26 protein-coding genes and 3 tRNA genes are annotated in these 26,992 nt (G+C 58.5%); 24 read left to right on the forward strand and 5 right to left on the reverse strand.

Annotation, left to right across the window (positions count from 1 at the left end; all coding sequences use genetic code 11):
- Positions 1-76: 76 nt before the first annotated feature.
- The 4 genes from orn (at position 77) to C1N56_RS01900 (ending at position 1,379) form a co-directional block, all read left to right on the forward strand.
- Positions 77-625: an oligoribonuclease gene (orn, locus tag C1N56_RS01885; protein ID WP_021508132.1), complete on the forward strand. Its 549-nt coding sequence runs from the start codon at positions 77-79 to the stop codon at positions 623-625.
- Positions 626-861: 236 nt separating this feature from the next.
- Positions 862-937 (forward strand) — tRNA-Gly (locus C1N56_RS01890).
- A gap of 91 nt (positions 938-1,028) precedes the next feature.
- Positions 1,029-1,104, forward strand: a tRNA-Gly gene (locus C1N56_RS01895).
- A gap of 199 nt (positions 1,105-1,303) precedes the next feature.
- Positions 1,304-1,379: transfer RNA gene (locus C1N56_RS01900), tRNA-Gly, on the forward strand.
- A gap of 431 nt (positions 1,380-1,810) precedes the next feature.
- On the opposite strand, the gene queG is transcribed toward C1N56_RS01900, so the two are convergent.
- On the reverse strand, positions 1,811-2,950 hold the full coding sequence (gene queG / locus C1N56_RS01905; RefSeq protein WP_394517035.1) for a tRNA epoxyqueuosine(34) reductase QueG: 1,140 nt from the start codon (positions 2,948-2,950) through the stop codon (positions 1,811-1,813).
- Here queG and nnr point away from each other — a divergent pair.
- The 15 genes from nnr (at position 2,949) to C1N56_RS01980 (ending at position 20,974) form a co-directional block, all read left to right on the forward strand.
- Complete coding sequence (gene nnr, locus C1N56_RS01910) at positions 2,949-4,466, forward strand: bifunctional ADP-dependent NAD(P)H-hydrate dehydratase/NAD(P)H-hydrate epimerase (RefSeq protein ID WP_394517036.1); 1,518 nt, start codon at positions 2,949-2,951, stop codon at positions 4,464-4,466. The genes queG and nnr overlap by 2 nt on opposite strands.
- Before the next feature lie 3 nt (positions 4,467-4,469).
- Complete coding sequence (gene tsaE / locus C1N56_RS01915) at positions 4,470-4,946, forward strand: tRNA (adenosine(37)-N6)-threonylcarbamoyltransferase complex ATPase subunit type 1 TsaE (RefSeq protein WP_058771343.1); 477 nt, start codon at positions 4,470-4,472, stop codon at positions 4,944-4,946.
- Complete coding sequence (gene amiB, locus C1N56_RS01920; RefSeq protein ID WP_394517037.1) at positions 4,943-6,601, forward strand: N-acetylmuramoyl-L-alanine amidase AmiB; 1,659 nt, start codon at positions 4,943-4,945, stop codon at positions 6,599-6,601. The genes tsaE and amiB overlap by 4 nt, the downstream gene beginning before the upstream one ends.
- 42 nt (positions 6,602-6,643) lie before the next feature.
- Entirely contained in the window at positions 6,644-8,509 is a 1,866-nt protein-coding gene (gene mutL / locus C1N56_RS01925; RefSeq protein ID WP_394517038.1) for a DNA mismatch repair endonuclease MutL, read from the forward strand.
- Positions 8,502-9,443, forward strand: a complete 942-nt coding sequence (gene miaA / locus C1N56_RS01930) for a tRNA (adenosine(37)-N6)-dimethylallyltransferase MiaA (protein WP_031280158.1) — start codon at positions 8,502-8,504, stop codon at positions 9,441-9,443. Before mutL ends, miaA begins: the two co-directional genes overlap by 8 nt.
- Before the next feature lie 110 nt (positions 9,444-9,553).
- The gene (gene hfq, locus C1N56_RS01935; protein WP_010618006.1) at positions 9,554-9,868 is read left to right on the forward strand and encodes an RNA chaperone Hfq; all 315 of its coding nucleotides are present in this window, start codon (positions 9,554-9,556) and stop codon (positions 9,866-9,868) included.
- Between the two features lie 80 nt (positions 9,869-9,948).
- Positions 9,949-11,229, forward strand: a complete 1,281-nt coding sequence (gene hflX, locus C1N56_RS01940; protein WP_021509763.1) for a ribosome rescue GTPase HflX — start codon at positions 9,949-9,951, stop codon at positions 11,227-11,229.
- Positions 11,230-11,308: 79 nt separating this feature from the next.
- Positions 11,309-12,544, forward strand: a complete 1,236-nt coding sequence (gene hflK, locus C1N56_RS01945) for an FtsH protease activity modulator HflK (RefSeq protein ID WP_021509762.1) — start codon at positions 11,309-11,311, stop codon at positions 12,542-12,544.
- Between the two features lie 3 nt (positions 12,545-12,547).
- Positions 12,548-13,552 (forward strand): protease modulator HflC, encoded by a 1,005-nt coding sequence (gene hflC, locus C1N56_RS01950; RefSeq protein ID WP_021509761.1) that lies wholly within the window; start codon positions 12,548-12,550, stop codon positions 13,550-13,552.
- Between the two features lie 57 nt (positions 13,553-13,609).
- Entirely contained in the window at positions 13,610-13,810 is a 201-nt protein-coding gene (locus C1N56_RS01955; protein WP_031280157.1) for a DUF2065 domain-containing protein, read from the forward strand.
- A 175-nt stretch (positions 13,811-13,985) separates the two neighbouring features.
- Positions 13,986-15,284 carry an adenylosuccinate synthase gene (locus C1N56_RS01960; RefSeq protein WP_125309934.1) on the forward strand — a complete coding sequence of 433 codons (1,299 nt, stop codon included), beginning with the start codon at positions 13,986-13,988 and terminating at the stop codon, positions 15,282-15,284.
- 195 nt (positions 15,285-15,479) lie between these two features.
- Positions 15,480-15,923, forward strand: a complete 444-nt coding sequence (gene nsrR / locus C1N56_RS01965; protein WP_021509758.1) for a nitric oxide-sensing transcriptional repressor NsrR — start codon at positions 15,480-15,482, stop codon at positions 15,921-15,923.
- A gap of 16 nt (positions 15,924-15,939) precedes the next feature.
- Positions 15,940-18,378, forward strand: a complete 2,439-nt coding sequence (gene rnr, locus C1N56_RS01970) for a ribonuclease R (RefSeq protein WP_058771339.1) — start codon at positions 15,940-15,942, stop codon at positions 18,376-18,378.
- A 137-nt stretch (positions 18,379-18,515) separates the two neighbouring features.
- Positions 18,516-19,250: a 23S rRNA (guanosine(2251)-2'-O)-methyltransferase RlmB gene (rlmB, locus tag C1N56_RS01975; RefSeq protein WP_021509756.1), complete on the forward strand. Its 735-nt coding sequence runs from the start codon at positions 18,516-18,518 to the stop codon at positions 19,248-19,250.
- Between the two features lie 95 nt (positions 19,251-19,345).
- Positions 19,346-20,974, forward strand: a complete 1,629-nt coding sequence (locus C1N56_RS01980; protein ID WP_288420934.1) for an isovaleryl-CoA dehydrogenase — start codon at positions 19,346-19,348, stop codon at positions 20,972-20,974.
- Here C1N56_RS01980 and bsmA read toward each other — a convergent pair.
- Together bsmA and C1N56_RS01990 are read right to left on the reverse strand one after the other, a co-directional pair.
- Positions 20,948-21,274: a biofilm peroxide resistance protein BsmA gene (gene bsmA / locus C1N56_RS01985; protein ID WP_021509754.1), complete on the reverse strand. Its 327-nt coding sequence runs from the start codon at positions 21,272-21,274 to the stop codon at positions 20,948-20,950. The genes C1N56_RS01980 and bsmA overlap by 27 nt on opposite strands.
- A 55-nt stretch (positions 21,275-21,329) precedes the next feature.
- Positions 21,330-23,261 carry a methyl-accepting chemotaxis protein gene (locus C1N56_RS01990; RefSeq protein ID WP_104093863.1) on the reverse strand — a complete coding sequence of 644 codons (1,932 nt, stop codon included), beginning with the start codon at positions 23,259-23,261 and terminating at the stop codon, positions 21,330-21,332.
- A 159-nt stretch (positions 23,262-23,420) separates the two neighbouring features.
- Between C1N56_RS01990 and yjfP the strand changes: the two genes are divergently transcribed.
- Positions 23,421-24,170: an esterase gene (yjfP, locus tag C1N56_RS01995; protein ID WP_021509752.1), complete on the forward strand. Its 750-nt coding sequence runs from the start codon at positions 23,421-23,423 to the stop codon at positions 24,168-24,170.
- Between the two features lie 52 nt (positions 24,171-24,222).
- Here the strand turns inward: yjfP and C1N56_RS02000 are convergent, their stop codons facing one another.
- Positions 24,223-24,429: a hypothetical protein gene (locus C1N56_RS02000; protein ID WP_021509751.1), complete on the reverse strand. Its 207-nt coding sequence runs from the start codon at positions 24,427-24,429 to the stop codon at positions 24,223-24,225.
- A 386-nt stretch (positions 24,430-24,815) separates the two neighbouring features.
- Between C1N56_RS02000 and rpsF the strand changes: the two genes are divergently transcribed.
- From rpsF to rplI, 4 genes are read left to right on the forward strand one after another with little or no spacing between them, the layout of a single operon-like run.
- Positions 24,816-25,211: a 30S ribosomal protein S6 gene (gene rpsF, locus C1N56_RS02005; RefSeq protein WP_021509750.1), complete on the forward strand. Its 396-nt coding sequence runs from the start codon at positions 24,816-24,818 to the stop codon at positions 25,209-25,211.
- A gap of 6 nt (positions 25,212-25,217) precedes the next feature.
- Positions 25,218-25,535 (forward strand): primosomal replication protein N, encoded by a 318-nt coding sequence (gene priB / locus C1N56_RS02010; RefSeq protein ID WP_031280155.1) that lies wholly within the window; start codon positions 25,218-25,220, stop codon positions 25,533-25,535.
- A 4-nt stretch (positions 25,536-25,539) separates the two neighbouring features.
- A complete protein-coding gene (rpsR, locus tag C1N56_RS02015) occupies positions 25,540-25,767 on the forward strand; it encodes a 30S ribosomal protein S18 (RefSeq protein WP_000135199.1) in 228 nt (75 codons plus the stop codon).
- Between the two features lie 39 nt (positions 25,768-25,806).
- Positions 25,807-26,256 carry a 50S ribosomal protein L9 gene (rplI, locus tag C1N56_RS02020; RefSeq protein WP_021509748.1) on the forward strand — a complete coding sequence of 150 codons (450 nt, stop codon included), beginning with the start codon at positions 25,807-25,809 and terminating at the stop codon, positions 26,254-26,256.
- 55 nt (positions 26,257-26,311) lie between these two features.
- On the opposite strand, the gene C1N56_RS02025 is transcribed toward rplI, so the two are convergent.
- Positions 26,312-26,971, reverse strand: a complete 660-nt coding sequence (locus tag C1N56_RS02025) for an OapA family protein (protein ID WP_150360361.1) — start codon at positions 26,969-26,971, stop codon at positions 26,312-26,314.
- Positions 26,972-26,992 lie beyond the last annotated feature (21 nt).

Consider the following 26,992-nt stretch of genomic DNA (forward strand, 5'->3'; position numbering starts at 1 on the left):
TCGCCCCGCTGGGCAAAACGTCTATGATACACCTTAATTCAGGCTAATGACGACTTTGGCAACAGGCGGGAAATGCATGACAGCGGGAAATGAAAACAATCTGATTTGGATCGACCTGGAAATGACCGGACTGGATCCGGAGCGCGATCGCATTATTGAGATCGCCACCATTGTAACGGACGCCAACCTCAACATTCTGGCCGAAGGTCCGGTACTGGCGGTGCATCAGTCCGATGCGCAGCTGGCGCTGATGGATGACTGGAATGTACGCACCCACACCAATAGCGGGCTGGTTGCGCGCGTGAAGGCCAGCCAGCATGACGATCGTGCGGCGGAGCAGGCGACGATTGCGTTTCTGCAGCAGTGGGTTCCGGCCAACACCTCACCGATTTGCGGCAACAGCATTGGCCAGGATCGCCGCTTCCTGTTTAAGTACATGCCGGAGCTGGAAGCCTATTTCCACTACCGCTATCTCGATGTCAGCACGCTGAAAGAGCTGGCGCGCCGCTGGAAGCCAGAGATTCTGCCAGGCTTTAAAAAGGCCGGTACGCATCAGGCGCTGGACGACATTCGCGAGTCCATTGCCGAGCTGGCCTACTACCGCGAGCACTTCCTGCAGCTGTAAATCAACGCGGGTGCGCAGGAAAGCAGCAGTTTGCCGATTAAAACAGCAAACGCGCGCAAAGCGCAAAATTTTGCTTTGCAACGCTTGCGGCGGGAAGGATTTCTCGTATAATGCGCACCCCGTACCGGTGAAGAATTTACAGCAGGTACGGAGCAGTAAAAGTAACAAATGTTCTGAATCAGGTAGTTCAGTTGCGCTAAGGCGGTCAATGCCGCAGCAGATTGAAAGACAATGATGCGGGAATAGCTCAGTTGGTAGAGCACGACCTTGCCAAGGTCGGGGTCGCGAGTTCGAGTCTCGTTTCCCGCTCCAGAACGTGCAGTAAAAAGTAATGCATCAGAATCAAGGATTTCAGCCGCGTCCAGGCCGTTAACGCCGCAGCGCAATGAAAGACGACGATTATGCGGGAATAGCTCAGTTGGTAGAGCACGACCTTGCCAAGGTCGGGGTCGCGAGTTCGAGTCTCGTTTCCCGCTCCAGTCTCTGTTGCAGTACGCCATCCAAATCACGGATTTAGTCTTTTTGCGGTTGTTGTGACTTAAGAATGCCGGTACATAATCGAGTATTTGAGTTTGCAACAAGGCGGCAACTGAGCGAATCCCTGGGAGCTTACACGAGTAAGTGACCTGGGTGAGCGAAGGCAGCCAACGCCGTGGCAGACTAAAATACGAAGATTATGCGGGAATAGCTCAGTTGGTAGAGCACGACCTTGCCAAGGTCGGGGTCGCGAGTTCGAGTCTCGTTTCCCGCTCCAGATTTTCATATTCACTAAAGTTATTTGCCCCCGGGCGCAATCAGACATACAACTGCTGCAGTCGTTTTACCTGTGCGGTTCCGTTTGTTATCTGGAAATTTTGCACGCCGCGTGAGTGCCTGAGATGTCTGCGTCTGTTGCAGTAATCTTACAGGTTATCCACAATGCGCCCGCAACGTGCTGACGGCGTTTTACCCTATCTGCAAAACCGTTTTGAACAGAGTTATCCACAAGCTCTGGACAAGCCCCTGCGTGCAAAACCCGACGTAAATGTTTACAGTAATTATCTAACTCTATGTTTTTTATTGGGTAAATGATATTTCAGACTGTGAATGCCCCTTTTAGACGAAATAACGATCCACGTCACTATTCGGGGAAATAATTTTATTCACAGCATGTGGAAAAGCATAATATCCTGCGCGATTGCTCAATCATGCATCACGCGGTAACCCTTTCTCGACGGCGCGCACCAGCCGCTGCTGCTGTGCCGATTGCACCTCTATCGCCTGCGCCGCGCGCTTTTGCCGCTGTTGCGCTATCGCCCAGTCAATGTGCTCATCCAGCAGCGGATGTTCACCGCGCCGCTGTTCTAATGCCGTGAGATTCTCGGGTGCCCAGGGCGCATTACCCAGCGCCACCGCTACGTTACGCAGCCAGCGCAGATGGCCGATGCGGCGAATGGCGGAGCCTTCCGTGACGCGCAGAAAACGGGCTTCATCCCAGCCGAACAGTTCGACCAGCTGCGGCGCGTGCAGCACCGCGCGCGGCGAAAAATCCTCTTCGTCGGTCAGCTGACCATAGCGATTCCACGGGCAGATCAGCTGGCAGTCGTCACAGCCGTAAATGCGGTTGCCGATCAGCGGGCGCAGCGCTTCGGGAATGGCGCCTTCCAGTTCAATGGTGAGATAGGAGATGCAGCGGCGCGCATCGACGACATAAGGTTCGACGATGGCGCCGGTCGGGCAGATGGTCATGCAGGCGACGCAGCGGCCGCACTGCTCTTGCTGCGGCTCATCCACCGGCAGCGGTAGATCAATCAGCAGTTCGCCGAGGAAAAACCATGAGCCGGCTTCGCGATTAAGCACCAGCGAATGTTTGCCGGTCCAGCCGAGTCCGGCTTTGACGGCAATCGGCCGCTCCAGAATCGGCGCGGAGTCAACAAACGGACGAAAATTGAGTGCGCCGCAGTGGGCCTGGATTTTTTCTCCGAGCTTTTTCAGTCGATTGCGCAATACTTTGTGGTAATCGCGGCCCAGCGCGTAGCGGCTGACATAACCCAGCTGCGGGTTTTTTAACGTGCTGGCAAACGCGGCTTTGGCCGGAAGATAGTTCATGCGTACGCTGATCACGCGCAGCGTGCCGGGCAGCAGTTCATGCGGACGGGCGCGCATCATACCGTGACGCGCCATCCAGTCCATCTCGCCGTGATACTGTTTCTCCAGCCACTGCTGCAGTTTCGGCTCTTCGGCGCTCAGGTCGGTATCGCAAATACCCACCTGCTGAAAGCCGAGTTCGCGCCCCCACTGTTTAATCTGTTGAGCGAGCTGTTGAAGATCGAGAGGGTATGACATGAGAGACCAGGCAATTGAAGCAAACGCACGCAGTTTACCACACTCTGTCTGGCCTGCGCAGGCCATGCCGCAACTGGAGTGCGACGCCGCCGATAGCCTGGGCCTGACGCTGTATGAACTGATGCAGCGCGCCGGGCAGGCCAGTTATGAACGGATTCGCCAGCAGTGGCCGCAGGCGCAGCACTGGCTGATTTTATGCGGCCACGGTAATAACGGCGGTGATGGCTACGTGGTGGCGCGGCTGGCGCAGGCCGCCGGGCTGAGCGTGACGCTGCTGGCCTGTGACAGCGAACGTCCGCTGCCGGAAGAAGCACAGCAGGCGCGCGACGGCTGGCTGGCGGCGGGCGGCGTGATTCATGCCGCCGACGCTGCCTGGCCGGAACACATCGACGTGATTGTTGATGCGCTGCTGGGCACCGGGCTGAATCGCGCGCCTGCCGCGCCTTATCAGTCGCTGATCGAACAGGTCAACGCGCACGCCGCGCCGGTGTTTGCCGTCGATATCCCTTCCGGGCTGGTGGCGGCGACCGGCACCACGCCAGGGGCGGCAGTCGTGGCGGACTGTACGCTAAGTATGATTGCGCTGAAGCCCGGTCAGCTCACCGGCAAAGCGCGTGACCACGTCGGCGTGCTGCATTGCGCGACGCTTGGCCTGGACACGTTTCTGGCTGGCGAGCCGGCGCCGATTCATCGCTACGCTGCAGCGGATTTACCGCGCTGGCTGAAGCCGCGCAAAGCCACCTCGCATAAGGGCGATCACGGCCGTTTGCTGGTGGTCGGCGGCGACAGCGGCACGGCCGGCGCGATCCGCATGACCGGCGAAGCGGCGCTGCGCAGCGGTGCCGGGCTTGTGCGGGTGTTAACGCATGAAGATAATATTGGTCCGATTCTCAGCGCACGACCGGAGCTGATGGTGGATGCCCTGAGCGACGCGCGGCTGGACGACGCGCTGGCGTGGGCGGATGTCATTGCCATCGGTCCCGGTCTTGGCCAGCGTGAATGGGCTCAGAAGGCACTGAAAAAGGTGGCACTGAGTGAAAAGCCGATGCTTTGGGATGCTGATGCGCTTAACCTGCTGGCAATCAATGCAGATAACCGTCAGAATCGCATCATTACGCCGCATCCCGGCGAGGCAGCACGCCTGCTCGGGGTGAAAACCGCAGAGATTGAGAGTGACCGCTTACACGCCGCGCAGACCCTGGCAAACCGCTACGGCGGCGTGGTGGTGCTGAAAGGTGCCGGTACGGTAATTGCCAGCGCGACGGGCGACATGGCGATTGCGGATGTCGGCAATGCAGGCATGGCGTCCGGCGGTATGGGCGATGTGCTGAGCGGTATTATCGCCGCCCTGTTGGGCCAGCAGGCCACCCTGTTTGACGCCGCCTGTGCGGGCTGTGTCGCGCACGGTGCCGCGGCGGATGCGGTAGCGCGACAGCGCGGGACGCGCGGCATGTTAGCCACTGATTTGTTCGCACTGCTGTGGCAGTTTGTTAATCCAGAGATGATCCAACAATAAAGCATGAAGACCTGTGTTATTCCTTTGCCCGATGAGGCGGCAACCCTGAATCTGGGTGCGCAACTGGCCCGCGTTTGCAGCAGCGCGGTGGTGATCTATCTGTATGGCGATCTGGGTGCCGGTAAAACCACCTTCAGCCGCGGCTTTTTGCAGGCGCTTGGCCATCAGGGCAACGTCAAAAGTCCAACCTATACGCTGGTTGAGCCCTATCAGCTGGGCGACCGTAGCCTGTACCATTTCGATCTCTATCGCCTCGCCGACCCGGAAGAGCTGGAGTTTATGGGCATCCGTGACTACTTCAGCGGCGACGCGCTTTGCCTGGTTGAGTGGCCGCAGCAGGGCGCAGGTGTGCTGCCAGAGCCGGATCTGGCACTGACGCTAAGCTACGTCGCCAGCGCGCGCGCAGCGGAAATCAGCGCGCATTCGCCGCTCGGCAACACGCTGCTGCAGCAGTTTCAGCAGGGCAGGGAACCGGCATGATGTCACGCGTTACCGGGATGATGCTCGCCCTGCTGTGTCTGTTCTCCTCGTCGGCGCTGGCCGCGACACTATCGGATATCAAAGTCGATAACGGCGACAGCCAGGCGACGGTGACCCTGAGCTTTAACGGCCAGCCGGTGTATGGCTTCTTTCCGCTGCACAACCCGAACCGGGTGGTGCTGGATATTCGCCAGAGCGGCAGTATTCAGGGCCTGCCGCTCAACTTTAGCGGCGATAACATCGTCAAACGTATTCGCAACAGCCAGCCGAAGGATAAGCAGAGCATCCGGCTGGTGTTTGAGCTGACGCAGGCGGCGAAAACGCGCGCCAGTACGCAGCGTGACGGCAATCAGTACCGCGTGGTGTTCACCATCAGCGGAACGCAGCCCGCCAGACGCAGCACGGCGGCCGCACCGGTGACGCGTGCGCGCCAGAGCGACAGCGCTACGACCAGCCAGGGCAATCCGTTCAACGCCAATCCGGTGACGGCGGTGACCAGCAGCAACACCACGGTGCGTCCGGGCGGCGCGGTCAGCCGTAACGATGCGGTGATCGTGGCGATTGATGCCGGACACGGCGGTCAGGATCCGGGCGCCTCGGGCCAGCATGGTTTGCATGAAAAGAATGTCACCATCGCCATTGCCCGTAAGCTTAAAGCGCTGATGGATCAGGACCCGATGTTCAAACCGGTGCTGACGCGTAACGGCGACTACTTTATTTCGGTGATGGGCCGTTCCGAGGTGGCGCGTAAAGAGAACGCTAACCTGCTGGTATCGATTCACGCCGACGCCGCACCGAATCACTCTGCCACCGGGGCTTCGGTTTGGGTGCTGTCCAACCGTCGTGCCAATAGCGAAATGGCTAACTGGCTGGAGCAGAAAGAGAAACAGTCTGAGCTGCTGGGCGGCGCGGGCGATCTGCTGGCGAACAGCCAGGCCGATCCTTACCTGAGCCAGGCGGTGCTGGATCTGCAGTTTGGCCATTCACAGCGCGTCGGCTATGACGTGGCGGTCAAAGTACTGCAGCAGCTGCGCGGCGTAACGCCGTTGCACAAACGTCTGCCGGAACATGCCAGCCTCGGCGTGCTGCGTTCGCCGGACATCCCTTCTTTACTGGTTGAAACCGGCTTTATCAGTAACGCCGGGGAGGAGCGGCTGCTTGGCAGCAGCGCGTATCAGGAAAAGATTGCCCAGTCGATTTACAAAGGACTGCGTAACTATTTCCTCGCGCATCCGCTGCAATCGGTCCCAAAGGAGGAAAACCGGCCGCTGGATCGCGCACCAGCGGTTAGCGTCGCCAGCAACCCGGCGACCGGCACCGTGCAGTACACCGGTGCTACCCAGCGCCATACCGTGACGCGCGGCGAGACGCTGTCCGGCATTGCCGCGCGATACGGGGTCAGCATGGCGACGCTGCGCGAGCTGAATAACCTGAAGCGCGATGTGGTGTGGGTCGGCCAGCGGCTGAAAGTGCCGGCCGGTTCCGGCGTCAGCACCGCGGCCAGCCGTCCGGCGCGGCACAAAGTGGTGCGCGGTGATTCGCTGACGGCGATTGCCGCGAAGTACGGCGTCAGCCCGAAAGCCATCATGCAGGCGAATAACATGAAGTCGAGCAACGTGATGCTGGGGCAAAATTTAAAGATTCCACAATCCTGATGAGGGGCTGCGCGCAGCCCATACCTGATAAGGATCACCACCATGCCAATACAGATTTTACCGCCTCAGCTGGCGAACCAGATTGCCGCTGGCGAAGTGGTTGAGCGCCCGGCCTCGGTCGTAAAAGAGCTGGTGGAAAACAGCCTTGATGCCGGAGCGACGCGCATTGAGGTCGATATTGAGAAAGGCGGTGCAAAGCTGATCCGCATCCGCGACAACGGCTGCGGCATCGCCAGAGATGAACTGGCGATGGCGCTGGCCCGCCACGCCACCAGCAAAATCGCCTCGCTGGATGATCTGGAGGCGATTGTCAGCCTCGGCTTTCGCGGCGAAGCGCTGGCGAGTATCAGCTCGGTGTCGCGCCTGACGCTGACGTCGCGCACCGCCGATCAGCAGGAAGCCTGGCAGGCCTATGCCGAAGGGCGCGATATGGCGGTGACGGTCAAACCCGCCGCCCACCCGGTGGGGACCTCGCTGGAAGTGCTCGATCTGTTCTACAACACGCCTGCCCGCCGAAAATTCATGCGCACCGAAAAGACCGAGTTCACCCATATTGATGAGGTGATTCGCCGCATTGCGCTGGCGCGTTTCGACGTTGCCATTTCGCTGACGCACAACGGCAAGCTGGTGCGTCAGTATCGCGGCGTGACGCAGGAGGCGCAGCGCGAGCGGCGTCTGGGCGCCATCTGCGGGACGCCTTTCATGCAGCACGCGCTGCGCATTGACTGGCAGCACGACGATCTGGCGCTGCGCGGCTGGGTGGCCGATCCGGCGGGGTCGCGTCAGGTTTCCGACCTGCAGTACTGCTACGTTAACGGTCGCATGATGCGCGACAAGCTGATTAATCACGCCATCCGCCAGGCCTATCAAACCCAGCTCGGTGAAGATCAGCAGCCAGCCTATGTGCTGTATCTGGAGATTGACCCGCACCAGGTGGATGTCAACGTGCATCCCGCGAAGCATGAGGTGCGTTTTCATCAGTCGCGTCTGGTGCATGACTTTATCTGGCAGGGCGTGATGAGCGTGCTGCAGGCCAGTCGCAGCGCCGAATTGCCGCTGGCCCATGCCGAAGAGCCACCGCCGCAGTGGCAGCCTGAGAACCGCCAGGCCGCCGGAGCGAATCACTTTGCCCAGCCGGCAACCGGCGCGCGCAGCGGTGGCAGTGCGGCATCCGGCGGCACGGGCGGCCAGTGGCAGCCGAAAGAGCCGGGCTATCGCGCGCGTGAAGGGGCGGTTTATCAGCAGCTGATAAAAACACCGGCGGCGGAGACGCCACGCGCACCGGCCGCTGAACCCGCGCCCGCGCCCGCGCCACGCCCGGCACCCGCGCGTGAAGCGCCGCTGGCCGCCCATACGCAAAGTTTTGGCCGGGTGCTCAGCGTGCTACGCGAGCGCTATGCGCTGCTGGAGCGCGGGGAGACGTTGCAGCTGCTGTCATTAAGCGTGGCGGCGCGCTGGCTCAAACAGGCCCAGCTGCAACCCGGCGATGAGGGGCTCAAACCGCAGCCGCTGCTGATCCCGGTACGGCTGAAAATCGCTCACGAAGAGTTAAGCGTGATTGCTGCCCAGGCGGCGCTGTTAAGCCAGATGGGCATTGATTTACAACGGGAAGGACAGCATGTGACGCTGCGCGCTGTCCCTTTACCGTTACGAACACAAAATTTACAAATCTTGATTCCAGACCTGTTAGGCTATCTCGCCCGGCAGCAAGAGGTTTCTGCTTCCGCACTGGCCCAGTGGCTGGCGCGACGCGATGATGCGGCAGAACCTCACTGGAATCACTCGCAGGCGATCACGCTGCTGGCAGAGCTCGAACGGCTCTGTCCGCATCTGCTGAAATCGCCGCCTTCAGGTCTGTTACAGACCCTTGAGATTGAGAGCGCGCTAAACGCGTTGAAGCATGAGTGAACTGAACCAGGCTAGCCGGCCAAAGGCAATTTTTTTGATGGGGCCGACCGCCTCCGGTAAGACGGCATTAGCCATTGCGCTGCGTCAGCAACTTCCGGTGGAACTTATTAGCGTTGACTCTGCCTTAATCTATCGCGGGATGGATATTGGCACGGCGAAACCGTCGGCACAGGAGTTGGCGCAGGCACCCCATCGCTTGCTGGACATTCGCGACCCGGCGGAGAGCTATTCCGCTGCTGAGTTTCGTCGCGATGCGCTGGCAGAAATGGCGGAGATTACCCAAAAAGGTAAGATTCCGCTGCTTGTTGGTGGAACCATGCTTTACTTCAAAGCGTTGCTGGAAGGATTGTCGCCGCTGCCCTCGGCCGATCCGGAAGTGCGTCAGCGAATAGAGCAAATGGCGGCGGAAAAAGGCTGGGAAGCCCTGCACCGCCAGCTGTGTGAAATCGATCCGGTCGCCGGTAGTCGTATTCATCCGAATGATCCGCAGAGACTTTCGCGAGCACTGGAAGTTTTTTTTATTTCGGGTAAAACTTTAACGGAACTGACAAAAACGGCCGGTGAAGCGTTACCCTACGATGTGTACCAGTTTGCTATCGCTCCGGCGAGCCGCGAACTGTTACACCAGCGCATCGCGTTGCGTTACGACCAGATGTTAGCGTCAGGTTTTGAAGCGGAGGCTCGGGCACTGTTTGCACGAGGTGATTTGCATACGGACATGCCTTCCATTCGCTGTGTTGGTTACCGTCAGATGTGGTCTTATCTGTCTGGCGAAATCGATTACGACGAAATGGTTTATCGGGGAATTTGCGCCACCCGGCAGCTCGCTAAACGCCAGATGACCTGGTTACGTGGCTGGCCCGACGTCCACTGGTTAGACAGTGACGCGCCAGAATTAGCGCGTAATGCGGTGCTTCAGGTTGTTAGTGCGTAGCAGGGATGATTGTGTACAATTGGTCCGTTATCGTGCGCAAATTTTTACGCAGTTTTTCTGAACCACGGTTCACAAAGTAACAAACAACAAGCATATAAGGAAAAGATAGAATGGCTAAGGGGCAATCATTACAAGACCCGTTTTTGAACGCATTGCGTCGTGAACGTGTACCGGTTTCGATCTATTTGGTGAATGGTATTAAGCTGCAGGGACAAATTGAATCCTTTGATCAGTTCGTCATTCTGTTGAAAAACACGGTAAGCCAGATGGTGTATAAGCACGCCATCTCTACAGTGGTTCCTTCTCGTCCGGTTTCGCACCATAGCAACAACGCGGGCGGCAGCGGTGGCAGTAACTACCACCATGGCGGAAGCAACCAGGGCGCTCAGTCGCAGCCACAACAAGACGGCGATAACGCAGAGTAATTCTGCACGGCCGTAAAGCCAGGGCTGGGGAGCGAGCGCGTTTTCCCGTCCTGGTTATTTTATTTTAGCGAGGTTATAGCTTGTTTGACCGTTATGATGCCGGTGAGCAGGCCGTACTGGTACACATCTGGTTCTCCCAAGACAAAGAGCTGGAAGATTTGCAGGAGTTTGAAACTCTTGTCTCTTCTGCGGGCGTCGATGCGCTGCAAGTGATTACCGGCAGCCGTAAAGCGCCACATCCCAAATATTTTGTCGGTGAAGGAAAGGCAGTTGAAATTGCCGATGCGGTGAAAGCGAGTGGAGCATCGGTCGTTTTATTCGATCATGCCTTATCCCCTGCTCAGGAACGTAATCTTGAGCGGCTGTGCGAATGTCGCGTAATCGATCGCACCGGCTTAATTCTCGATATTTTTGCCCAGCGCGCCCGCACCCATGAAGGGAAATTGCAGGTCGAGCTGGCACAGTTACGCCATCTTGCTACCCGTCTGGTGCGCGGATGGACTCACCTTGAGCGGCAGAAAGGCGGTATCGGCCTGCGTGGACCGGGTGAAACCCAGCTGGAAACCGACCGGCGCTTACTGCGCGGCCGCATCAGCCAGATTCTGTCCCGCCTTGAACGCGTGGAAAAACAGCGTGAGCAGGGACGTCAGGCGCGTGCGAAAGCCGATGTGCCGACCGTCTCCCTGGTGGGCTACACCAACGCCGGCAAATCCACCCTGTTCAACGCCATCACTTCAGCCAACGTGTATGCTGCCGACCAGCTGTTCGCCACGCTGGACCCGACGCTGCGCCGCCTCAACGTGGCCGATGTCGGCGAAGTGGTGCTGGCGGATACGGTAGGCTTTATCCGTCACCTGCCGCATGACTTAGTGGCGGCGTTTAAAGCCACCCTGCAGGAAACCCGTCAGGCGTCGCTGCTGCTGCACGTGATTGACGCCGCGGATTTGCGCGTCAATGACAACATCGACGCCGTAAACGAAGTGCTGGCAGAGATTGAAGCCGATGAGATTCCGGTGCTGCTGGTGATGAATAAGATCGATATGCTGGATGGCTTTGAGCCGCGTATCGATCGCGACGAAGAGAACCGGCCGACGCGCGTGTGGCTGTCGGCGCAGAGCGGTGCCGGTTTGCCGCTGCTGTGGCAGGCGCTGTCCGAGCGCTTAGCCGGTGAAGTGGCGCAGTATGATTTACGTCTGCCGCCGGAAGCGGGCCGCCTGCGCAGCCGCTTCTATCAGCTGCAGGCGATTGAAAAAGAGTGGAATGAAGAAGATGGCTGCGTAGGTTTGCAGGTGCGAATGCCGATTGTTGACTGGCGCCGCTTGTGCAAGCAGGAACCGCAGCTCGCCAGCTATATTGTTTGACCGTTGCCCAACTCATTTACCCCAAGACGTGCCCGGCACGTGGCAGGGTAAACTTATATACAATAAATGGAGTAGAGACATGGCGTGGAATCAGCCCGGAAATAACGGACAGGACCGCGACCCGTGGGGAAGCAGCAATAACCAAGGCGGCAACTCTGGGGGAAATAAAGGAGGTCGCGATCAGGGACCTCCTGATCTGGATGATATCTTCCGTAAGCTGAGTAAAAAACTCGGCGGACTGGGCGGTGGCAAACAGAGCGATAACGGCCAGCGCAGCGGCGGCAGCGGTGGCAAACTGGTTGGCATTGTCGCCGTGGCGGCAGTGGTCATCTGGGCAGCCAGTGGTTTCTACACCATCAAAGAAGCGGAACGCGGGGTCGTGACGCGTTTCGGCAAATTCAGCCATCTGGTTGAGCCTGGCCTCAACTGGAAACCGACCTTTATCGATCAGGTGCGGGCCGTCAACGTCGAAGCGGTGCGTGAGCTGGCGGCGTCTGGCGTGATGCTGACTTCGGACGAGAACGTGGTGCGCGTGGAGATGAACGTGCAGTACCGCGTGACCGATCCGGAGCGCTACCTGTATGCGGTGACCAGTGCCGATGACAGCTTACGTCAGGCTACTGACAGCGCGCTGCGCGGCGTGATTGGCCGCTCGACCATGGACCGGATCCTCACCGAAGGCCGTACCGTCGTGCGTAGCGATACCCAGCGTGAAATCGACGAAACCATTCGTCCTTACAACATGGGTATTACGCTGCTTGACGTCAACTTCCAGGCGGCGCGTCCACCGGAAGAGGTCAAAGCCGCGTTTGACGATGCGATTGCCGCCCGCGAAAACCGCGAGCAGTACGTGCGTGAAGCTGAAGCGTACGCCAACGAAGTGCAGCCGCGTGCTAACGGCCAGGCGCAGCGTATTCTTGAAGAGGCGCGAGCCTACAAAGAGCGTACCGTGCTGGAAGCGCAGGGTGAAGTGGCGCGGTTCGCGCGTCTGCTGCCGGAGTACAAAGCCGCACCGCAGATCACCAAAGAACGTCTCTACATTGAAAGCATGGAGCGCGTGCTCAGCCATACCCGCAAAGTGCTGGTTAACGACCGTGGCAACAGCCTGATGGTGCTGCCGCTGGATCAGCTGATGCGTGGCGGCCAGGCAGGCGGCCAGAGCGGTCAGAACAATGCCAATCTGATGAAGTTACCGTCGTCACCGGGCAGCAATGCCGGCCGCGGCGACACTTCATCCTATAGTCCGGACAGCATCATGGATCAGCGTCGCGCCAATGCGCTGCGTAACGATACCCAGCGCGAAGGGAGGGAGTAATCGATGCGTAAGCCAATCATCGCCGTAATTATTGTTGTTCTGGTGGTGCTGTACGCCTCACTGTTCGTGGTGCAGGAAGGCCAGCGCGGTATCGTGCTGCGCTTTGGTAAAGTACTGCGTGATGATGAGAACAAGCCGCAGGTGTACGCACCGGGTCTGCACTTCAAGATTCCGTTTATCGAAACCGTGAAGTCGCTGGATGCGCGCATCCAGACCATGGATAACCAGGCCGATCGTTTCGTCACCAAAGAGAAGAAAGACCTGATTGTGGACTCTTACATCAAGTGGCGCATCAGCGATTTCAGCCGTTACTACCTCGCGACCGGCGGTGGCGATGTATCTCAGGCGGAAGTACTGCTGAAACGTAAGTTCAGCGACCGTCTGCGTTCAGAAATGGGCCGTCTTGATGTGAAAGATATCGTCACCGACTCGCGTGGCCGTCTGACTACCGACGTACGCGATGCGCTGAACACCGGCAGTGCCGGCAATGACGACGAAGTGCAGACGCCAGCCGCTGACGATGCGATTGCCAGCGCGGCTGCCCGCGTTGAGCGCGAGACCAACAGCAATGAGCCGGCGCCAAACCCGAACAGTATGGCGGCGCTGGGTATTCAGGTGGTCGACGTGCGCATCAAGCAGATCAACCTGCCGACCGAAGTGTCGGACGCGATCTACAACCGTATGCGCGCCGAGCGTGAAGCGGTAGCACGTAGCCAGCGCTCACAGGGTCAGGAAGAGGCGGAAAAACTGCGCGCCCAGGCCGATTATCAGGTAACCCGTACGCTGGCAGAAGCGCAGCGTCAGGCGCTGATCAGCCGTGGTGAAGGGGATGGTGAAGCGGCCAAGCTGTTCGCTGACGCCTTCAGCCAGGATCCTGATTTCTATGCCTTTATCCGCAGCCTGCGTGCCTATGAGAACAGCTTCGCGGACAATCAGGACGTGATGGTGCTGAGCCCGGATAGCGATTTCTTCCGCTATATGAAGGCGCCAACTAACGTCTCGCGTTAATAACTGTTATAACCTTGAGGCCGACACTGATGTCGGCCTTTTTTTTGGGAAAACAGAATGAACACAACCGTCTGGATGGCGCTGGCTTTGGTGCTGGTGCTGGAGGGATTAGGACCGATGCTGCTGCCGCGCCTGTGGCGTCGCATGATTCTGGCGATGACGCAGTTACCTGACCGTATACTGCACCGTTTTGGCGGCGGGCTGGTGGTGGCGGGCGTGGTGATTTACGCCATGCTGAGCACGCACGCGAATGGCTGAGCAAAAATCTGCGCGCTGCCGCACGGCTAAATTGTGTCTGCTGCAGAGCATTGCCCCCAACATGTTGTAGTGATCAAAACTCAGGCAAAAAACAGCGCAATCGTATGCTAAAAGTGCTGAAAGAGTGAAAATCCGATGGTAGAATCCATTTTTAAGCAATCGGTGATTTTAGAAAATGGGTAAGAACGTCGTCGTACTGGGCACCCAATGGGGTGATGAAGGTAAAGGTAAGATCGTAGACCTTCTGACTGAACGCGCGAAATATGTTGTGCGTTACCAGGGTGGCCACAATGCAGGCCATACACTTGTCATCAACGGTGAGAAAACCGTCCTCCACTTAATTCCCTCTGGCATCCTGCGTGAAAACGTCACCAGCATCATTGGTAATGGTGTTGTGCTGTCGCCTGAAGCCCTGATGAAAGAGATGAACGGTCTGGAAGCGCGCGGTGTGCCGGTACGTGAACGTCTGCTGATCTCTGAAGCTTGTCCGCTGATTCTGCAATACCATGTGGCGATGGACCTGGCGCGTGAAAAAGCGCGCGGTGCCAAAGCTATCGGTACCACCGGTCGTGGTATCGGCCCAGCCTACGAAGATAAAGTTGCCCGTCGCGGTCTGCGCGTCAGCGACCTGTTCAACAAAGAAACCTTCGCCGTGAAGCTGAAAGAGATCGTTGATTTCTACAACTTCCAGCTGGTGAACTACTACAAAGAAGATGCAGTAGACTACGATAAAGTGCTGAGCGATGTGCTGGCGGTGGCCGACATCCTGACCGGCATGGTCGTTGACGTGTCTGAACTGCTGGACGGCGCGCGTAAGCGTGGCGACCTGATCATGTTCGAAGGCGCACAGGGTACGCTGCTGGATATCGACCACGGTACGTATCCGTACGTGACTTCGTCCAACACCACTGCTGGTGGCGTGGCGACCGGTTCAGGTATCGGTCCACGTTACGTGGATTACGTGCTGGGCATCGTCAAAGCTTACTCCACCCGCGTTGGTGCCGGTCCATTCCCGACCGAACTGTTTGATGAAACCGGCGAGTTCCTGTGTGAGAAAGGTCATGAGTTCGGTGCCACCACAGGCCGTCGTCGTCGTACCGGCTGGCTGGATGCGGTTGCAGTGCGCCGTGCGGTGCAGATCAACTCCCTGTCCGGCTTCTGCATGACCAAACTGGACGTGCTGGATGGCCTGAAAGAGGTGAAAATCTGCGTCGGTTACCGTATGCCGGATGGCCGCGAGATGACCACCACGCCGCTGGCGGCAGAAGGCTGGGAAGGCATCGAGCCGATTTATGAAACTCTGCCGGGCTGGAGTGAAAACACCTTTGGTGTTAAAACACTGGAAGGCCTGCCGCAGGCAGCACGTGATTACATCAAACGTGTTGAAGAAGTGACTGGCGTGCCGATTGATATTATTTCAACCGGTCCCGACCGTAGTGAGACCATGATTCTGCGCGATCCGTTCGACGCTTAATCACGTTTTGCAGGCCGGACACTGTCCGGCCTTCGTTTATCTGCTCTTTGACTCCGCTCACTTCATTTTTTCCTGCTGGTTTCGGGAGTTACAGGAAAAAAGCGCTCCGGGTTTTCCACACTGGTTTATCATCAATGTTAATCGAAGCGCTCACGGGCGTTATAACAACAATATCGATGATTCACTGAGGTACATGTGCAGCTAACAAGTTTTACCGATTTCGGTCTGCGCGCCCTGATTTACATGGCGACATTGCCGCAAGGTCAGCAGACCAACATTACCGAAGTCACCGATACCTACGGGGTATCGCGTAACCATATGGTTAAAATCATCAATCAACTGAGCCGGGCCGGCTTTGTTGCCGCGACACGCGGTAAAAACGGCGGAATTCGTTTAGGCATGGACCCGGAAAAAATCGTCATTGGCGATGTCGTGAGAAAAATGGAGCCTTTGCAGCTGGTAAACTGTAAAGAGTGTGCGATAAATCCCGCCTGTCGCCTGCGTAGCGCGCTGAATAATGCGGTCCAGCTATTCCTGCAGGAACTGGATAAATATACGCTCGCCGACCTGGTGCAAAACAACGATTCGCTTTACCACATCTTATTGTCCGAACCGCCGGTGGCAATTCCACATAAATGACATCGGAGGAACCGTAATGTCAAAAGATCCCTTTCAGGATAGAGAAGCTGAAAAGTACGAAAATCCTATTCCCAGTCGGGAATTTATCCTCGCGCTATTAGAAAAGCGTGAAAAGCCGGCGAGCCGCGAAGAGATCGCCGAAGAGTTAAACATCACCAGCGAAGATCAGCTTGAAGCGCTGCGTCGCCGCCTGCGCGCCATGGAGCGTGACGGCCAGCTGGTGTTCACCCGTCGCCAGTGCTACGCCCTGCCGGAGCGTCTGGATTTACTGCGCGGCAAAGTGATTGGCCATCGCGATGGCTACGGCTTCCTGCGCGTTGATGGTCAGAAAGATGACTTCTACCTCTCGGCGGAGCAGATGAAGTTCTGCCTGCACGGTGATGTCATCCTCGCCCAGCCGGGCGGCTCCGACCGCAAAGGGCGGCGTGAAGCGCGCGTGGTACGCGTGCTGGAACCGCGTAACAGCCAGATTGTTGGCCGCTACTTCACCGATGCCGGCACCGGCTTCGTGGTACCGGACGACAGCCGTCTGAGTTTTGACATTCTGATCCCGGCGGAAGAGACGCTGAATGCGCGCATGGGATCGGTGGTCGTGGTGGAGATCGTGCAGCGCGCGACGCGCCGCAGCAAAGCCATCGGCAAAATTACAGAAATTCTCGGCGACAACATGGGCACCGGTCTGGCCGTGGATATGGCGCTGCGCACCCATGAAATTCCCCACTCATGGCCGGAAGAAGTCGAGAAAGAGATTTCCAGACTGAAAGAGCAGGTACCGGAATCGGCGAAAAAAGGCCGCGTCGACCTGCGTGAACTGCCGCTGGTGACCATCGACGGTGAAGACGCGCGTGACTTCGATGACGCCGTTTACTGCGAGAAAAAACGCGGCGGCGGCTGGCGCCTGTGGGTGGCAATTGCCGACGTTAGCTATTACGTGCGTCCCGGCACCGCGCTGGATAACGAAGCGCAGCAGCGCGGCACCTCGGTCTACTTCCCGTCGCAGGTGATACCGATGCTGCCGGAGATCCTCTCGAACGGCCTGTGCTCGCTCAATCCGCAGGTGGATCGCCTGTGCATGGTGTGCGAGATGACCATCTCGGCCAGCGGTAAACTCACCGGCTTCAAACATTACGAAGCGGTGATGAACTCACATGCGCGTCTGACCTACAACAAAGTGTGGAGCATTCTGCAGGGCAACCCGGAGCTGCGTGAACAGTATGCGGCGCAGGTGAAGCACCTCGAAGAGCTGCACCGCATGTATGAGGTGCTGGAAACCGCCCGCGAACAGCGCGGTGGCATCTCGTTTGAAACCGACGAAGCCAAATTCATCTTCAACGCTGAGCGTCGCATTGAGCGCGTGGAGCGCACCGTACGTAACGATGCGCACAAGCTGATTGAAGAGTGCATGATTCTGGCCAACATCGCCTCCGCGCGTTTCGTTGAGAAACATCAGGAGCCGGCGCTGTTCCGCGATCACGATCGCCCGAGCGAAGACAGCATCACCAGCTTCCGTACCGTGCTGGGCGAGCTGGGCCTCAGCCTGCCGGGTGGGTCGAAACCGCAGCCGATCGATTATGCCGATCTGCTGACGCAGATTGCCGACCGTCCGGATGCTGAAATGCTGCAAACCATGCTGCTGCGTTCGATGAAGCAGGCGGTGTACGATCCGGAAAACCGCGGTCACTTTGGCCTGGCGCTGGCGTCGTATGCGCACTTTACCTCGCCGATCCGTCGCTATCCGGATCTGCTGCTGCACCGTGCCATCAAGTATCTGCTGGCCAAAGAGCAGGGCACGGTAAAAGGCAACACCACGCCAACCGGTGGTTATCACTACGATATGCAGCAGATGCTGCAGCTGGGTCAGCACTGTTCGATGACCGAACGCCGTGCCGATGAAGCGACGCGCGATGTGGCCGACTGGCTGAAGTGCGACTTTATGCAGGATCAGGTGGGTAACGTATTCAACGGCGTGATCTCCAGCGTGACCGGCTTTGGCTTCTTTGTTCGCCTCAACGATCTGTTCATTGATGGCCTGGTGCACGTCTCCACGCTGGACAATGATTACTACCGCTTCGATCCGGTGGGCCAGCGTCTGATTGGCGAATCCGGCGGTCGCACTTATCGTCTGGGTGATGCGGTGGAAGTGCGCGTTGACGCGGTGCACATGGATGAGCGCAAGATCGATTTCGCGCTGATCTCCAGCAAACGCGTACCGCGCGGTGAAGGAAAAACCGCGCGCGAGCGTGAGAAGCGTGGCGGCAAGCCACCGGCGAAGCGGCGACGCGATGCGGGCCGCAAGGGCAACTTTGAGCCGGACGCCGCTTTCCGCGGTGAGAAGCAGCCGCCTGCGGCGAATAAAAGCGAGAAAAAAAGCAAAAAAGTCTCCGAAAAAACCCGTAAAATCGCCGCCGCAACCAAGGCGAAGCGCGCAGTGAAGAAGAAGGCCAGCGAAGCCTGATGGCCTCTTCACCCGCCAGCGGCCAGGTGCGTCAGCGCTGACGCACCTTGCTCAACCTGTTTCGCAGGCTGCGCCCCAACGCGCAGCCTGATTAATGTTCTGTATTCAACGATATACATCCAACCTTGAGCAAAGTAATGAGTGAAATAATTTTTGGCATTCACGCCGTGCAGGCGCTGCTGGAGCGTGATCCCCAGCGTTTTCAGGAAGTCTTTATCCTTAAAGGCCGCGATGATCGCCGCCTGCAGCCGCTGATCGCCGCACTGGAAGCTCAGGGAATTGTGATTCAGCTGGCCAACCGCCAGTGGCTCGACGGCCAGGTCGAAGGCGGCGTGCACCAGGGCATCGTGGCGCGCGTTAAGCCGGGTAAAAACTATCAGGAAGGCGATCTGCCGGATCTGCTGGCCTCACTGGATCAGCCGTTCCTGCTGATTCTGGATGGCGTCACCGATCCGCATAACCTGGGCGCCTGCCTGCGCAGCGCCGATGCGGCGGGTGTGCATGCGGTGATCGTACCGAAAGACCGTTCGGCACCACTCAACGCCACGGCGAAAAAAGTCGCCAGCGGGGCGGCGGAAAACGTGCCGCTGATTCGCGTCACCAATCTGGCGCGCACCATGCGTCTGCTGCAGGAGTACAACGTCTGGATCGTCGGCACGGCTGGTGAAGCAGACCACACGCTGTATCAGAGCAAAATGACCGGCGCGATGGCGCTGGTGATGGGTGCGGAAGGAGAGGGCATGCGCCGCCTGACGCGCGAACACTGCGATGAGCTGATCAGCATCCCGATGGCCGGCAGCGTCTCTTCCCTCAACGTTTCGGTGGCCACCGGCGTTTGTCTGTTCGAAGCGGTGCGTCAGCGCCAGGCGTGATCGCCGCCGCAAAACCTCAGCTGTACCAGGCATAACTGCACATCCTCTCCATACTTATAGCCACATCAGTACGGGCAACAGGAGAGGAGAGTGCCATGGCCTGGACCACTCACAGCGTATTCAATCAACCATCTCCGCTCAGCAACAGCAATCTCTTCACCGGCGATAGCGCGCTGTGCGAGGCGGTGGTGCGTGAAGGGGCCGGCTGGGACCGCGAATGGCTGGCGTCCGTCGGCCTGCAGCTCGGCAGCGCGGAGTCACTGGAATTAGGTCGCCTGGCCAATGCACAGCCGCCGGAGCTGCTGCGTTACGACGCGCGCGGTGAGCGGCTCGACGAGGTGCGCTTTCATCCTGCCTGGCATCTGCTGATGCAGGGCGTGTGCGCCAGCCGGTTACATAACCTGAGCTGGCAGCCTGACGTGCAGGGCAGCGCCATGGTGGCACGCGCGGCGCGTTTCATTCTGCATGCGCAGGTGGAAGCCGGTTCACTCTGCCCGGTAACCATGACTCACGCCGCGATCCCGCTGCTGCAAACCCATCTGCCCGCTCCCTACGCCGACTGGCACGATCGGCTGCTGAGCGATCGGTATGATGCGCATCATCTGCCCGGCAGCCAGAAGCGCGGCCTGCTGATTGGCATGGGCATGACGGAGAAGCAGGGCGGCACCGATGTGTTGAGCAACACCACACGCGCCGAACCGCCTGGCACGCGTGCGCCGGGCGAACCCTGGCGCATCACCGGCCACAAGTGGTTTTTCTCGGTGCCGCAAAGCGACGCGCACCTGATTCTGGCGCAGACCGCCGCCGGGCTGAGCTGCTTCTTTCTGCCGCGCCTGCTGCCGGACGGCACGCGCAACGCCATTCGTCTTGAACGTCTGAAAGACAAGCTGGGCAACCGCGCCAATGCCAGTGCCGAAGTGGAGTTTCAGGATGCCTTCGGCTGGTTGATGGGTGAGGAGGGCGATGGCGTGCGGCTGATCCTGAAAATGGGCGGTATGACGCGCTTTGACTGCGCGCTCGGCAGCCATGGCCAGATGCGACGCGCGCTGGCGATTGCGCTGCATCACGCCGGTCAGCGTCAGGTGATGGGCAAAAGCCTTAGCGATCAGCCGCTGATGCGCGCGGTGCTGGCGCAGCAGGCACTGCAGCTGGAGGGACAAACCGCGCTGCTGCTGCGTCTGGCGCGCGCCTGGTCAACGCCGGCCAGCGCGCATGAACGGCTGTATGCACGCCTGTTCACCCCGGCGGCAAAGTTCGTGATCTGCAAAGCCGGTATGCCATTTGTGGCTGAAGCCATGGAGGTGCTGGGCGGCATTGGATACTGCGAAGAGAGTGAACTGCCGCGCCTGTATCGCGAGATGCCGGTGAACAGTATCTGGGAGGGCTCGGGTAACGTGATGTGCCTTGATGTGCTGCGTGTACTGGGACGGCATGCAGAGGTGCTTAGCATGCTGCAGGATGAGTTTGATGCGGTGAAGGGCAGCAATCGCCACTTCGATCGCTGCTGGCGTCAGCTGCGGCTACAGCTCGGCAACCTGCGCGAAGAGCAGGCACGGCAGGTTAGCGACATGCTGATTCGGCTGGCGAGTGCCGCGGTGCTGCTGAAAGCGGCAGAACCGCCGCTGGCAGACAGCTGGTGCGCGCGTTATCTCTCATCGCGCCCGGCACAGGCGCTGAGTGATGATCTGAACGCACGCTTACTGCAGCGTGCTACTGCCGCCTGAGGGCGCGCCGTACAGAATGGCGGTGGCATACCAGAAGCCAGGCATGGTGGTCTCATCGACCATCAGGATCTGATAGTAAACCGCACCGCTCTGATTGGCGCGTGCAGCGATCGCACGCTGCACATCATCCGGCGAGCCGCGTGAATGGGCGCTGACGGTGCCAAGCTTCGGCAGGCCATAGCTTTGCGCGCGGGTGATCTCCTGCGCCTGAGTGGTGGGCGCTGGCGGGGGTTGTGGCGTGGTGTGCAGTGCGGCACAGCCGCTCAGCAGCAGGCCCAGCAGCAGAATAAGCGTACGCATGGTGGCTCCGGAAAACAGGCAGATGACTCAAGTGTAAGCCATCTGCCCGTGCTCATCAGTCGTTGAGGCGGAAAATACTCACCAGCTGGGTCAGATGATGGCCTTTCTGACTCAGGTGCTGCGCCGTGTGCTCGGACTGGTTAATCATGTCGCTGCTCTGATGGGTCGCATGGCTGATGTGGTTCATCGCCAGATTGACCTGACCAATGCCCGCAGCCTGCTCCTGGGCGGCGATATTGATTTCCCCCATCAGGGTTTTCACCTGTTCGATATGGCTGACAATATGGCTCATGGCGTCACGCGTTTGTTCCGAGAGCGCATGGCCGGCGGCCACTTTGTCGATCGAACTGGCGATCAGCCCATCAATCTCCTTCGCCGCATTGGCGCTGCGCTGCGCCAGTGCACGTACTTCCGCAGCGACGACCGCGAAGCCTTTGCCGTGCTCACCGGCGCGCGCCGCCTCAACCGCAGCGTTGAGCGCCAGAATATTGGTCTGGAAGGCAATCGACTCGATCACGTGGGTAATGTCGGCGATGCTCTGCGAGGCAATGCGAATCTCCGCCATGGTCTCTACCGAGCGCGCCACGGTGCTGCCGCCCTGGCTGACGGTGCTGGCGGCTTCACCAACCAGCGCCATCGCCTGACGCACATTAGCGGCGGTTTGCGCCACGGTTGCGCCAAACTGCTCCATGCTGGCCGAGGTCTCTTCGACGCTGCTCGCCTGGCGGCCAATCTGCTCGCTGATGCTGGAACTGCTGGCCGCAATGGTGTCGGTGCCGTCGCTGATCTCACGCGCGGCGGCGCGTACCTGGCCTACCACTTTCTCCAGGCCGTCGCCAATGCCGTTAATCGCGCTCACCAGCTGGCCGATCTCGTCGCGGCGCGCTGAGTCGAGGTGCGCCTGCAGATTACCTGCCGCATACTGCTCGGCCAGATGGATCACCTGCTGCAGCGGCCGGGTAATGGCGCGCCGGCTATACAGCACAAAGCCAATGGCAAAGGCGAGCACCAGCGCCAGGCCAATCAGCATGAACAGATTGCGGCTGTGAGTGATCGGTGCCAGCAGGCTGGCACGGCTGACTTCACCGGCGATAATCCAGTTCCAGCCCGGCAGTTGCTGCCATGCCAGCAGGCGGGTTTCGCCCTGATGCGCGATCTCCAGCAGGCCGTGCGGCTGCGTCAGGATCTGCTGCTGTACGCTGCGATCCCAGTCCGGCAGCTTGCCTTCGGACTGACGGGCAAACAGATACTGGCCCTGTGCGCTGCCCGGCGTGCCGTTCAGCACGAAGAAGCTGCCGCTGTCGCCGAGACGTCGCGCCAGCACTTTGTCCCGCATCAGCGCGTACTGTTTATCAATCTGCACGCCAACAAACAGAATGGCGATGACTGCGCCGCTGTCGTCCTGCACCGGCTGGTATTGGGTGATATAGCGATGGCCGAACAGCGTCGCCAGGCCGCGATACACTTCGCCCTTATTCACGCTGCGCCACGCCGCGCTGCTGCGATCAAGCTGGGTGCCCACCGCGCGGCTGCCATCCTCTTTCTTCAGTGAGGTCGCGATGCGAATGTAATCCTCGCCGTCGCGCACAAAAATGGTGGAGACTGCACCGGTACGATCGAGAAAATCGTCCACGGCGATCTGATCGAGGTTGAGGGTTTTCAGCCCGGCACGCAGCGTCGGCGTGCTGAACGATCCCACCTGAATGCGTGAGCTGTCGTCACGGCTGAATCGCTTAGGTAAAAAGCTCTGAAACAGCCGGGTATAGTTCGCCACTTCTTCCGATAAGGTCGCGTTAAACATCGTGGCCATTTCATTAATGCCGAGCACCTGGTTTTGCATATCGTCGACAGCCAGCTGCTCCAGCTGGCGCGCGGCGTTATGGCTGAGCGTTAACGTCAGGGCAAACAGCACGATTGCCACACTGAAAGACGTCAATACAGACAGCTTAATTCCGAGACTCATGGCGCTGAGAGAGAGACGCTTCATAAAGTACCTTTAATAAATAACTGGAGGGGTACAGGATCAACGGCAAAATGCGGCAAATGTTTAGGGCAGAAATTAATCGAAATAAATGTGATGTGGCTCGCGTTTTGGCCGGCAGCACGTACACTGAGACCAGTGATAATCATTCTCAACGGAGACGGTATGATTGAGTTGGCAACGGAGAACCTGGCGGGCATTGAGTGTATTCACGCGGCACCGGCCGGACAGCGGCTGGCGCGCTTACCCACCATCCTGTTTTATCACGGATTTACCTCGTCGAAAGAGGTGTACAGCTACTTTGCCGTGGCGCTGGCGCAGGCCGGTTTCCGTGTGGTGATGCCGGATGCAGAGATGCACGGCGCACGCTACAACGGCGATACCGACGCGCGCATGACGCACTTCTGGGAGATTTTGCGCCAGAACATTGATGAAGTGCCGCTGCTGGAAGCGGCGCTGCGCGACAACGATTGGGTGGCGGACGAGCGTTTCGCCATTGCCGGCGCCTCAATGGGCGGCATGACCGCGCTGGGCGCGATGGCGCGCTATCCACACCTGCACAGCGTTGCCTGCCTGATGGGCTCCGGTTACTTCATGCAGCTCAGTCAGACGCTGTTCCCGCCGCTGGTAGCGCACACGCCAGAGCAAAAAGCGGCGTTACAGGCGCGGCTGGCCCCGCTGGCAGCCTACGATCCCTGTCAGCAGCTGGCGCAGCTGGCTAACCGGCCGCTGCTGTTATGGCACGGTGAAGCGGATGAAGTCGTACCGTTTGCCGAAACGGTACGGCTGGAGAAGGCGTTGCGCGAGGCGCAGCTCGACAGCCGGCTCACCTTTCTGGCGGAAAAGCAGATCGGGCACAAAATCACGCCGCCAGCGCTCACCGCGCTGGTCAGTTTCTTTAAACATCATTTGTAAAACGGAACGGGCTGGCGGCGCGGAGCACGCCAGCCCGGGATAACAGGCCGGACTACAGTTGTGACGACAAGCGGTCGGCGGCGCTGGTGTTCGCGCTGACCGGGTTACCGCCTGGCGCATCCAGCCGGTTAACGTAGACATAGCCTGAAGCCGCTTTGCTGCTGTTACTTCTCATCTGCAGCGCCTGGTCAGCGGAGCTGGCAAGAGCGGGGGTAGACAGGAAGAGACCCAGTAAAGTGGCGATAATGACAGCTTTCATAATCGACTCCTCACTCCAGGGATTTCACTCTCAGGCGCGCTGATTAAGCCAAACCGTTGCGCCTGTAGAGAGTTTAGTTCTTCACCAGTACGACGCCAGATCGTCATGCTGAACGCCTCGTTCAGGGATTTTGAACAATCTCTGACTAACCTGCTGAATCTCAATCCTTAGCACGAAAGGTGTCCCCGCCTGGCACGGCAGCGACAATTTGATGAATTGTGCGCTTGAGTTTCCCCGGCGAGGTCAGTATGATTACGCGTCAATTTTTCAGCTGCATTCAGAGGTGTGTTTCATCTTTTGGGTGATTCGCAACCTATAACGTTCCTTGCTTCCGTGGGCCGCAGCTGACCCTGACAGGAGGCTGAATAATCCGTAAGGAGCTATCGATGCGTCATTACGAAATCGTATTTATGGTCCATCCTGACCAGAGCGAGCAGGTTCCGGGCATGATCGAGCGTTACACTGGTGCTATCACTGGTGCACAGGGCACGATCCACCGTCTGGAAGACTGGGGTCGCCGTCAGCTGGCTTACCCGATCAACAAACTGCACAAAGCACACTACGTTCTGCTGAACGTAGAAGCACCGCAGGAAGTGATCGACGAGCTGGAAACTAACTTCCGCTTCAACGACGCCGTTATCCGCAGCATGGTTATGCGCGTTAAGCACGCGGTAACTGAAGCTTCTCCGATGGTTAAAGCGAAAGACGAGCGTCGTGAGCGCCGCGAAGACTTCGCTAACGAATCGGCAGAAGACTCAGATGCTGGGGATTCTGAAGAGTAATCCACGATGACGGCCAATCGGCTGCGCCTGTCTGGCACCGTGTGCAAGACGCCAGTTCGAAAAGTCAGTCCGTCAGGGATTCCTCACTGCCAGTTCGTGCTTGAGCATCGTTCTGTGCAGGAGGAAGCCGGGTTTCACCGGCAAGCCTGGTGTCAGATGCCGGTGATTATCAGCGGCAGCGCCCATCAGGCGATTACTCAACATATAACGGTCGGCACGCAACTCACACTCGAAGGTTTTATTAGCTGCCATCAGGCACGCAATGGCCAGAGCAAACTTGTGTTACATGCCGAGCAGATTGAATTGATAGATTCTGGAGACTAGCCAAATGGCACGTTATTTCCGTCGTCGCAAGTTCTGCCGTTTCACCGCGGAAGGCGTTCAAGAGATCGATTATAAAGATATCGCAACGCTGAAAAACTACATCACTGAAAGCGGCAAGATTGTTCCAAGCCGTATCACCGGTACTCGTGCAAAATACCAGCGTCAGCTGGCTCGTGCTATCAAGCGCGCGCGTTACCTGTCTCTGCTGCCGTACACTGATCGTCATCAGTAATCGGCAACTGTCCATTAACGACTTTAAGAGGATAAGGTAATGCAAGTTATTCTGCTTGATAAAGTAGCAAACCTGGGCAGCCTGGGTGATCAGGTTAACGTTAAAGCGGGCTACGCTCGTAACTTCCTGGTTCCACAGGGTAAAGCTGTTCCTGCTACCAAGAAAAACGTTGAGTTCTTCGAAGCGCGTCGCGCTGAACTGGAAGCCAAACTGGCTGACGTTCTGGCTGCTGCTAACGCACGTGCAGAGAAAATCAATGCACTGGGCACCGTTACTCTCGCGTCTAAAGCAGGCGACGAAGGTAAACTGTTCGGTTCCATCGGTACCCGCGACATCGCTGATGCAGTTACTGCAGCTGGCGTTGAAGTGGCGAAGAGCGAAGTTCGCCTGCCAAACGGCGTTCTGCGCACCACCGGTGAGCACGAAGTTGACTTCCAGGTTCACAGCGAAGTATTCGCGAAACTGGTTGTGAATGTAGTAGCTGAGTAATTTTTTACTTAGTTTGAAAGCGCCGGCCTTGTGCCGGCGTTTTTGTTTCTGTCGCTTACTGCGCGCGGATAAAGCTGCCGTCCGGCTGGCGGGTAAACAACACCGGACCGTTACTGCTCTCGACCGTTAAGCCGGTCACCACGCCCTGCGCGTTCTGACGAATCTTCACCTGCTGACCACTCTGCAGTGCGCTCAGCGGCTGCCCATCGCCTTCCACCCGCGCCATGGCAAACACATCATTGACCGGAAGATTGTTGTCACGGAACAGCTGTGCCAGCGTCTGGCCCGAGGCCACGGTATAGCTGTGCCATTCGCCCTGGGCATCACTCTTTGGCGTCGTATTCTGCGGCGGCTGCGCATTGTTATCGTAGATTTCCGCCTGCATCGGCACCTCTTTGCCGCTGCTCTCCGCCGGACGTTCCACCGGATACTGCGGTGTGCTGGCAGGCCAGAGAAACGCCAGCAGCATCACCAGCAGGGCAATAACGATACCGCGTCGGTGCAGCGGCGGCAGCGGATCCATCCAGCGTACGTTATCCAGCAGATGCCAGATGCGCTGCAGCACAGCGGGTATACGCGACGGGGTTTCAGAAGCCATTCTTTCCTCCTCCTCGCTGGCGGTCGTGACGCGCCTGTCAGGCAGCCAGCGTTGCAACCGGGAAAATAAGGTACGCGGTGCGCGCGTCCTGCGACGTCGTGGGGCGATTTGGCCCATGGATGCTCTCTTGTTCTATAG

The sequence above is a fragment of the Pantoea sp. SGAir0175 genome (genome assembly GCF_043547855.1).

What these genes read in the sequence shown, in the direction of transcription:
- orn (WP_021508132.1), top strand. Translation starts at nt 77, where the DNA reads ATGACAGCGGGAAATGAAAACAATCTGATTTGGATCGACCTGGAAATG.
- nnr (WP_394517036.1), top strand. Translation starts at nt 2,949, where the DNA reads ATGAGAGACCAGGCAATTGAAGCAAACGCACGCAGTTTACCACACTCT.
- queG (WP_394517035.1), bottom strand. Translation starts at nt 2,950, where the DNA reads ATGTCATACCCTCTCGATCTTCAACAGCTCGCTCAACAGATTAAACAG.
- tsaE (WP_058771343.1), top strand. Translation starts at nt 4,470, where the DNA reads ATGAAGACCTGTGTTATTCCTTTGCCCGATGAGGCGGCAACCCTGAAT.
- amiB (WP_394517037.1), top strand. Translation starts at nt 4,943, where the DNA reads ATGATGTCACGCGTTACCGGGATGATGCTCGCCCTGCTGTGTCTGTTC.
- mutL (WP_394517038.1), top strand. Translation starts at nt 6,644, where the DNA reads ATGCCAATACAGATTTTACCGCCTCAGCTGGCGAACCAGATTGCCGCT.
- miaA (WP_031280158.1), top strand. Translation starts at nt 8,502, where the DNA reads ATGAGTGAACTGAACCAGGCTAGCCGGCCAAAGGCAATTTTTTTGATG.
- hfq (WP_010618006.1), top strand. Translation starts at nt 9,554, where the DNA reads ATGGCTAAGGGGCAATCATTACAAGACCCGTTTTTGAACGCATTGCGT.
- hflK (WP_021509762.1), top strand. Translation starts at nt 11,309, where the DNA reads ATGGCGTGGAATCAGCCCGGAAATAACGGACAGGACCGCGACCCGTGG.
- hflC (WP_021509761.1), top strand. Translation starts at nt 12,548, where the DNA reads ATGCGTAAGCCAATCATCGCCGTAATTATTGTTGTTCTGGTGGTGCTG.
- C1N56_RS01955 (WP_031280157.1), top strand. Translation starts at nt 13,610, where the DNA reads ATGAACACAACCGTCTGGATGGCGCTGGCTTTGGTGCTGGTGCTGGAG.
- C1N56_RS01960 (WP_125309934.1), top strand. Translation starts at nt 13,986, where the DNA reads ATGGGTAAGAACGTCGTCGTACTGGGCACCCAATGGGGTGATGAAGGT.
- rnr (WP_058771339.1), top strand. Translation starts at nt 15,940, where the DNA reads ATGTCAAAAGATCCCTTTCAGGATAGAGAAGCTGAAAAGTACGAAAAT.
- rlmB (WP_021509756.1), top strand. Translation starts at nt 18,516, where the DNA reads ATGAGTGAAATAATTTTTGGCATTCACGCCGTGCAGGCGCTGCTGGAG.
- C1N56_RS01980 (WP_288420934.1), top strand. Translation starts at nt 19,346, where the DNA reads ATGGCCTGGACCACTCACAGCGTATTCAATCAACCATCTCCGCTCAGC.
- bsmA (WP_021509754.1), bottom strand. Translation starts at nt 21,274, where the DNA reads ATGCGTACGCTTATTCTGCTGCTGGGCCTGCTGCTGAGCGGCTGTGCC.
- C1N56_RS01990 (WP_104093863.1), bottom strand. Translation starts at nt 23,261, where the DNA reads ATGAAGCGTCTCTCTCTCAGCGCCATGAGTCTCGGAATTAAGCTGTCT.
- yjfP (WP_021509752.1), top strand. Translation starts at nt 23,421, where the DNA reads ATGATTGAGTTGGCAACGGAGAACCTGGCGGGCATTGAGTGTATTCAC.
- C1N56_RS02000 (WP_021509751.1), bottom strand. Translation starts at nt 24,429, where the DNA reads ATGAAAGCTGTCATTATCGCCACTTTACTGGGTCTCTTCCTGTCTACC.
- rpsF (WP_021509750.1), top strand. Translation starts at nt 24,816, where the DNA reads ATGCGTCATTACGAAATCGTATTTATGGTCCATCCTGACCAGAGCGAG.
- priB (WP_031280155.1), top strand. Translation starts at nt 25,218, where the DNA reads ATGACGGCCAATCGGCTGCGCCTGTCTGGCACCGTGTGCAAGACGCCA.
- rpsR (WP_000135199.1), top strand. Translation starts at nt 25,540, where the DNA reads ATGGCACGTTATTTCCGTCGTCGCAAGTTCTGCCGTTTCACCGCGGAA.
- rplI (WP_021509748.1), top strand. Translation starts at nt 25,807, where the DNA reads ATGCAAGTTATTCTGCTTGATAAAGTAGCAAACCTGGGCAGCCTGGGT.
- C1N56_RS02025 (WP_150360361.1), bottom strand. Translation starts at nt 26,971, where the DNA reads ATGGGCCAAATCGCCCCACGACGTCGCAGGACGCGCGCACCGCGTACC.